Below are 7376 nucleotides of genomic sequence, written 5' to 3'. Positions count from 1 at the left end.
CGGCCGGTTCGGCCCAGACTTCGTGACAGCACACCGGGCGATGCCCGGCGCGCGCACACCGGAGCAGCGGCAGCTGACCTACGACATCGCGGTCGACCCCGGCTTCGAGCACTGGCGGCGCTGGTACGGCGAGCAACTGGCGCTGCTGCCCAGCCCGCAGGCCGACGCGCTCGCCCGGCGCCTCCGGCTGGACGAGCACTTCTGGCCCGTCACCTTCGAGCTGGCGGCCGGCGCCAAGATCCGATCAGCCGATGAAAGGATCAAGGCTGGTGGTGATGGCTCGCTGTGTCGATCTGGGGCAAATCGGCTGTCACGGACATCAAAGGGCGGGGTTGTTTAGTCGATGCTCTTCTGGCACATTCTGACTGACCGCTACCGTTCCAGGACTAACACCCGCCTTACCAGATGAAGGACAGCGAACCTTGGCTGCTCAAAAAGGCCCCGGTAATCCCAAGCGGGTCCCGCTCGCTGCTTGGCAGGTTCGCCGCGCGATAGAACGTGAGTTCGGCGGGCTGATTAGCATGACCGACCCTGCGGCGCTCAGGGATTCGAATGGCCAAATGTTTCGGACCCGAGCTGCCGCCGCCCTCGTGGTCCGCGGTCTGCTTGGATGCGACAATGCGACCGCCGGCCAAAGTGTCACCGACGGATTTCAAGATGAAGGGATAGACGCGGTTGCCACCGACGGTAACTCGCGGCTGTGGCTGATTCAGAGCAAGTGGAGTGACTTTGGAGATCAGTCTCTATCGGTAACTGACATCAATACACTCCTGGTTGGTCTTCGAAAGGTGCAGAGACGGGAGTTCGATCAGCTCAACGAGCGATTGCAGGCCAAGGAAAAAGAAATCGTCCGGGTTCTCGACAATCCGCACCGCACAATTACCTTAGTCCTAGTGGTAATGGGTGTCCAAAAACTCTCGGTGGCTGCCATGCGGCGGCTCGATGAGCAACTTGCCGACTACAATCGCATCAACAGAGATCGGCCAATTATTGGGTACCGCGTTTTCCTTCTCAATGATCTGCGCGATATCCTTCGCGATGCCTTACAGGAGCAGCCGATCAGCCTAACTGTCAAGATGAAGTCGTGGCACCGGATGTCCGGCCATCTTGAGGCATATCAGGGTGAGGTTGCTGTTGGATCCGTCGCCGCTTGGCAAGAGCAGCACGGTAACAGGCTTTTCGAGAAGAACCTAAGGAAGCCTCTTGGGAGCACTGAAGTTAACCTAGGCATGGTGAACACTCTCCTTCAGGAGCCCGAAAACTTTGGCGCTCTGAACAATGGTATTACTATGCTTTGTGAATCGCTAGTTCCTAATCTGTTTGATCCCAGCGATCCTGAGAGCTCGGTCGGCTTGGTGGTGCAGGGCGCAAGCATTGTGAACGGCGCGCAAACGGTGTCTGCCGTTAGTGAAGCCGTGAGGCGTGACGCGCTCAAAACGCGGGTTGCTCACGTGTCGGTTAAGGTGATCGCCGTGGGCAATGCGCCAGCAAGTTTTGGTGTGCAGATTACGCAAGCTTCGAATAAGCAAAACCAAGTTGAGTTGCGTGACTTTGTGGCGCTCGACTCTCGGCAGGCCGATATCGAGGACGACTTCCGCCTTTCTCTGCCTCAACGCTATGTGGTGAAGCGAGGGGAAGTCCCCCCGCAGGGTGCGGAAGGTTGCACTGTAGACGAGGCAGCGAAGGCACTCGCCTGCGTGCACAGTGAGCCAGATATCGTAATCCGCGCTACGGCGGACTCCGACCTTCTGTGGGAGCAGGGAAGCCTTGGCGCTTATTCGATTCTATTTCAACGGCATCCGCGATCTGCATTCGAGATCTGGAATCTGGTCCAAATTCAGCGTGCCATCGGGGTCGCGTTAAGCGACAGCGGTGAGCGCCGAAGGGACCGTGCCGCAAGTGTTGCCGATCGCGGCGATCTGCTCATCGCTTATATCGTTATGAAGACGCTGCCGCTAAGTGGCGTAGCATCCCCTGACTTCGATATCGAGCCCCAGCTTGCGGCGGTGCCGGCAATTACGAGTCTTGCGCTTGACTGGCTGGTCGGTCACATCGACGCTGAGTACGGCCCAAACTCGTCAATCACAAACACGTTCGCAATCCCGCAGAGGCTTACTCGCCTAGTGGAGATGGTGACGGCGTCCGTCAAAGATGTCGATGGGCCCCCTCAGCTCCCGGAAAACTACCGCCGTACGCGCACACGGCGTCCCAACGCAACGCCCACCCTGGTCGACGCAAGCCGCATTAAAGATGGCACTACGATCATTTATCAGCCAGGCACCAGTGGTGAGCAAAATGCTCTACAAACTTGGCTCGATGATGACCCGAGGCGGAGCCAAGCATCTTGGCTCAACGACCGCGCAAAGCCATTGTTGTGGGCGATTGATGGTCGGCAGTACTCGCCAACTGGGCTGACATATCATCTCTGGGACCTTGCCCAATGGGCCGAAGGTCGGCCGCAAGCGGCGCAAGGACCCGCGCGCTGGCTGGTTCCCGGAGAGGGGACGCTAGCCGACCTGGCAGCGGAGATCCTTGATCGTCAGGAGGATGTCGACTAGGCGGTTGAGCGTATGGTGCGCGCTGACGGTGCTCCTCAACAGCAGCAGCTGCGGTCGTCCAGCGTCCACGACTGTCGCCTCGTTAGCCAATGTATGCCGCCGCATCCGCCCAGCCCTTACCGGCTCGAAGCTGTCGGACCGACCGGATACGTTAGTTGAATGCCTCAATCGCTGTGGCGGGTCGCGCCGCCTGCCTTACTGGTGGGAGACACCTGTGCGCTCATGAACGATGTCGTTCAGGGCACTCGTAACGGCCGGCTGACAAGTCTCATTGTGGCACTTGATCACGACACCTACCGGCTAGTCATCTCTAGGCATGTGCTCACCGAGGTCGAACGTGACCTGCCAGGCTATGCGGCGGACCGAAGAGTTGACGCTGTAGAGGCCGTGCGCCGGTGGCGACGGTACTACCTGCAGTACGCCCGGGTCGTAGACGTGCCGGACGAGTGGGGCACCACCCACCCGCAGGTTGCCGAGGTCGAGCAGCGGCATCCCACCGACGCGCCGACGGCGCGGCTGGCCGCTGCCTTGGCCCAGTGCTGCGTCCTTACCGAAGATGGGGACCTGACCGACTACGGGTTCGGCTCCCACAACTGGCTGCCCCTCACTCACGCCGGCGCCAATCACGCCGAGTTCGAGATGGCCGTCACCGCCGTCGGCCTTCCGGCGGTGGTGACTTCCTTGGCGATCTGGGGGGTGGGCCGGACGTTCGTGCGAGCTCCACATGGCCTGCAGGCAACAACACTGCTGCTGGCAGCAGCGGCTGCCTATTGGTGGCAGAAGGGTGGCCGAGCCGAGCGCCATCTTCACCAAATGAAGGCTGCGGCGCAGCGAGCCTTGGGCGTCGCTGGCCCGTTCGGGTTCGAGCTGCTGACGACGTACGCCACCGCTGTCCAGACACAAGCCGGGCGTGCAGTCGAACCGGCCCGTGTGACCGTTTTGAGCGAGCGCATCGCTCGAACCCTCGCACTTGGCTCGAACGAGGGCATGCTTGCCCGCGAGATCGCTGCCGCCTTGGGCATGACGGAGTCACCGGAGTACGCAGCAGCGAAGGTCCGCTCAGCACTTCGCTCCAGTGCCGCGTACGTTGAAGTCAGCCGCGGACGGTGGCATCTCGGATGTCGCGCTAGGACCGAACCGCTGCCACTGCCTGACGATGAGTATCAGGAGTGGATGACGCGTGCGTTCGGGTACCTGCTGAAGCAGGTCGCCGGACGCGCCGGGTTAAAGAACGAGATAACTGGGCCGCCGTTGCCAATGCAACGGGGCGACCGGTTGGGAGGCTCGGAGGCCTCTTAACCCCTGGCGAAGCCGCAAGAGCCGCGACGGCAGCCCGCTACCGGCCTGGAAGCAGGACCTGAATGCCCAGCACCGCACCGTCTGCGCATAGGTCGAACCACCCTGGCCAGAATGAAGAACCCGAAGATCCTGCGTGACTACCGCCGCGCCGCCCGCACACTGACCGCTGCTGCTTCTGGTATCGCCAACCTGCACAACATCGCCCTGACCTGGTGATCACAGATCCGGCCCCAGGCAACGCCTCCACACCGTTACGAGACAGCCCTTAGACACCATAGTGACCCTTATGGACACTCCGGCGCAGGCTGGTTCGCCCGTGTTGGCTTAGCGATCAGGCGATGCAATGTAGCAGCCGATGGTGAAAGCGGCAGTCCGCGGCGTCGACTCTGCCCAGAAGCCCTGGCTGCCTGGCCGCTACATCCAATACGAGCTATCTAATTCGTATTCATGTTTGCGGAAATTCGAGTTCCCCCAATCGATCTCGTCGCCTCCATCGACTACCTTTAGCAGCAGCTGCATAAACGTCGAACGCGGTGTGGGTGGGGTGTTTAATCTAATGCCATGTTGCACTAATTCAAGCTCTCTGCGACTGGGAGGCGCTTCGAGCATACGCAAAATGTCAATCACCTCGCTTGACAGCCACTCGCCGGCCTGAGTAAGCGCGCGGATCTGAGCGCAAATCCGAAGAAGGGTTCTGCCAGCCGAGCTCACACAGTAGTCCTGGGTGCCACTGCGCGGTTGCAAGAGCAGCCCACTCATCTGAAGCCGGAGAACTTGTTCCTTGATGGAGCGCGGACCGATCCGAAGACGTGCACCCATTTGTGAATAGTTGGTGAACCCTTCGGTGGCGATCGAATAGAGCACCTGCAGACCGACGTCCGGCATGCTGATGGAGTACGTGAAAGCCCGCAGCCCGTTAGGACTCAATCTGCCGAAAACGACGTTGAAGAGGACGCTTTCCGCAACTTCCCGCTCCAACTGTCGCGCGATCAAGCGACGAGCATTATCGGAGTCGGCATCAAAGTCTGCCGGGATCCAGAAGACATGCAGCTTTTTAAGCGGCTCCCTTCTGTTGCTAGATCGAAAATCCTGTGTTGCCTCATGGAACGTCGAACGGTGCCGGGTCGTATCTCGGGCGATATAGGCAGCGATGTGCGCGTCGGAGGCAAATAGAAGTGTTCGCAGATCTTTGTCAACACCTTCGGGGTGTCTCCATAGCGTCTGACCATCCAAGGCATACTCCCAGCTTTCCGCGAGAACGCAGGAAAAGTCGAACTTCTTGCGTCGACTTTCGCGGTAGGAGTAGAGATCTGAGTTCGCAAAGCGCGATATAGTTGACAGGAAGACGTCGGAAAGGAATTGATGTTCGGGTGACTCTGCCATCCACTCAGCATAGAAGGGGGGTATGACGTCTTCTCGGCACCCGCCTCGGACGCGCTCATCGCAGGGAAGGAGGTCTAGCAGCCGATGGCCTTGGCTGGCATTCTTGCGTTACTCCGCGTGCACAGATTGCATCTGCCGTCGCTGCAGACCGAAGATGATCTCCGAATTGGCAGGACCTCCATGTGGGGTTGCTGCATCGACCACCTCCGGTGAACAATTCGGCGTCGGGCTAGCGGATATCATGCGCGTTAGTCAGGTACTCTCGCCGGACGGGCGGTGGTTAGCCCGGCGCCGAGACGGGCAGCGGTGGATCCGTGACCTCACCGGGAACACTGAACGGGCCGGCCCGCCCGGGTACGAATTGCGGCAGTCGTCGACCGACGGACGGGCGTTGCTCCTCGGGCAACCCTCCGGCGCCGACGAGGCGTACGCAGCGTTCACCCTTCCGGGCAGGGAGTTGCGCCCACTGGCGTTACGCGGGACGCCGAACCACCGACATTCCTTGATGGGCGTGAGCTCGCCACCGCGGAGTTCAACGTCGGTCCGAACGCCCGACCGCGCCGCCAGCTCACCATCGCGATCCAGGATGTCAACGGCGGCAGTGCTCGCTCGGTGTCGCTGGCCACTACCCATGAGGTTGGCCCCAGAGATATCCGCAACGCGCTCGCCCCGCTCGTACGCGGCGGCGGCGATCCGCCGGCGGTGTGAGCTTTGGTGACCCCGCAGGAGGAGGTCCCGACCGGCAAGTCGGAGGGGCGCTGACGGTGCCCCCCAATGACGTTGGTTGGGGTCGATTTGCGCTCCGGTCGATCGGCCGGCCGGATCGACCTCGTGGTGCCCCGGGGTGGCAAGGGCGAGTACTTCCTCGGTCTCGCCGGCGCCGAGGCCTCCTGAGGACTTGACAGTGGGTGCCGGTGAGCTGGCTGCCGTTGACCCGGCCACCGGCCAACGTCGGGTACTGACATCGCTGCCGGACCGTACGCGGGTGATCCTCCCCTGGCGGCTGAGGGCCAGAGGGTGAGCCAGAGGTCTCGTCCGGTGCTGGACTGTGTGGCCGGCTTGGGTCCATTGCTTCGGATAGGGTCGATGGCGCCCTGGGTTGCGCCACGGATGAGGTGACAGGTATGGCACGGTCGGTGCAGATCCGTATCTACACGGTCCGTGCGGGGCTGTTGGACGAGTGGGTGGACAGGTGGCAGCGTTTGGTCGTCCCGCTGCGCCGTGATCTCGGTTTCGAGATCCATGGGTCGTGGAAGGACCGAGCGCGGAATCAGCACGTCTGGGTGATCTCGCACGAGGGCCCTGAGTCGTTCGATGAGGCCAACGCGGCCTACTGGGCCTCTGAGCAACGTAAGACGCTCGGCTTGGATCCGGACGATTACCTGGTGGGTGAGGAGACCCGCGAGGTCGAGCAGACGCTATGAGTCCGCGTCGCCGGGCAGTAGGTGCGCCTGCCTCTCGTCGTCCGTGAGCGCGCGGAACACCCGCGAGCGCGCTACCGCGGTCAGCTCGGCCAAGTCGACGGCTTCTTCCCAGACGCGGGCAGTGCCGTCCGCTGAACCCGTCACGACCTGCCGCCCGTCCGGCAACCACGTCAGGCTGGTCACGCCGTCACGGTGGACGCCGATCACCTCACTGTGGTCGTCGTCCGCGCTGCCCCAGACCCGTACGGTGCGGTCGTCGGAGCAGGATGCGAGGCGCTGGCCGTCCGGTGCCCATGCCACCGTGCGGACGCGCTTGTCGTGGCCGGTCAGTACCCGCGGCTGGTCTGTGCCGGTGAGGTCCCAGACGCGGATGGTCCAGTCGGCGGAGCAGGTGGCAACCCTGCTCTCGTCAGGCGCCCAGCTGATCGCGTCCACGTAGTTCTGGTGACCGGAGTGGACCGTGCTGTCGCCGGGGTGCTCGATGTCCCAGACGCGGACGGTTCGGTCGTCCGAGCCGGAGGCGAGGTAGCGGCCGCTCGGGGACCAGGCGAGCGCTCCTACCCAGTCGGCGTGTCCGCGCAGGACGCCGGCGGAACTGCGTGTGCGGACGTCCCAGACTCGTACCGAGTTGTCCTTGCAGCCTGCTGCCAAGCGGGACCCGTCCGGTGACCAGGCCAGCGATTCGACCTCGGCCCCGAAGCGCACGTCGCCG

The 7376-nt window shown here is 62.3% G+C and carries 6 protein-coding genes and 1 pseudogene; 5 read left to right on the top strand and 2 right to left on the bottom strand.

The features are described from left to right. From KBX08_RS31865 to KBX08_RS31850, 4 genes and pseudogenes are all read left to right on the top strand, one after another. A partial coding sequence (locus tag KBX08_RS31865) for a hypothetical protein (protein ID WP_210787473.1) occupies nucleotides 1-340 on the top strand: 340 nt, incomplete at its 5' end. Between the two features lie 82 nt (nucleotides 341-422). Next, nucleotides 423-2558 (top strand): AIPR family protein, encoded by a 2136-nt coding sequence (locus KBX08_RS31860; RefSeq protein WP_210787472.1) that lies wholly within the window; start codon nucleotides 423-425, stop codon nucleotides 2556-2558. A 159-nt stretch (nucleotides 2559-2717) separates the two neighbouring features. Continuing rightward, the gene (locus KBX08_RS31855) at nucleotides 2718-3857 is read left to right on the top strand and encodes a hypothetical protein (protein WP_210787471.1); all 1140 of its coding nucleotides are present in this window, start codon (nucleotides 2718-2720) and stop codon (nucleotides 3855-3857) included. A gap of 13 nt (nucleotides 3858-3870) precedes the next feature. Beyond that, nucleotides 3871-4073: pseudogene (locus KBX08_RS31850) on the top strand (IS5/IS1182 family transposase); the annotation flags it as partial. A 198-nt stretch (nucleotides 4074-4271) separates the two neighbouring features. Here the strand turns inward: KBX08_RS31850 and KBX08_RS31845 are convergent. After that, nucleotides 4272-5240 (bottom strand): hypothetical protein, encoded by a 969-nt coding sequence (locus KBX08_RS31845; RefSeq protein ID WP_210787470.1) that lies wholly within the window; start codon nucleotides 5238-5240, stop codon nucleotides 4272-4274. A gap of 1124 nt (nucleotides 5241-6364) precedes the next feature. Here KBX08_RS31845 and KBX08_RS31840 point away from each other — a divergent pair. Beyond that, nucleotides 6365-6664 carry an NIPSNAP family protein gene (locus tag KBX08_RS31840; RefSeq protein WP_210787469.1) on the top strand — a complete coding sequence of 100 codons (300 nt, stop codon included), beginning with the start codon at nucleotides 6365-6367 and terminating at the stop codon, nucleotides 6662-6664. Here the strand turns inward: KBX08_RS31840 and KBX08_RS31835 are convergent. Then, on the bottom strand, nucleotides 6659-7376 hold a 718-nt coding region (locus KBX08_RS31835; protein WP_210787468.1), incomplete at its 5' end, for a WD40 repeat domain-containing protein. The genes KBX08_RS31840 and KBX08_RS31835 overlap by 6 nt on opposite strands.

It is taken from the genome of Micromonospora sp. H61 (genome assembly GCF_018070325.1).
Lineage (GTDB): Bacteria > Actinomycetota > Actinomycetes > Mycobacteriales > Micromonosporaceae > Micromonospora > Micromonospora salmantinae.
The sequence above is the reverse complement of the archived record's forward strand: the minus strand, read 5'-3'. Positions and strand labels throughout refer to the sequence as shown.

Bases quoted from the DNA above. Each gene is read 5' to 3' on its own strand.
- KBX08_RS31840 (WP_210787469.1), top strand. From the start codon at position 6,365: ATGGCACGGTCGGTGCAGATCCGTATCTACACGGTCCGTGCGGGGCTG.
- KBX08_RS31845 (WP_210787470.1), bottom strand. From the start codon at position 5,240: ATGGCAGAGTCACCCGAACATCAATTCCTTTCCGACGTCTTCCTGTCA.
- KBX08_RS31855 (WP_210787471.1), top strand. From the start codon at position 2,718: ATGCCTCAATCGCTGTGGCGGGTCGCGCCGCCTGCCTTACTGGTGGGA.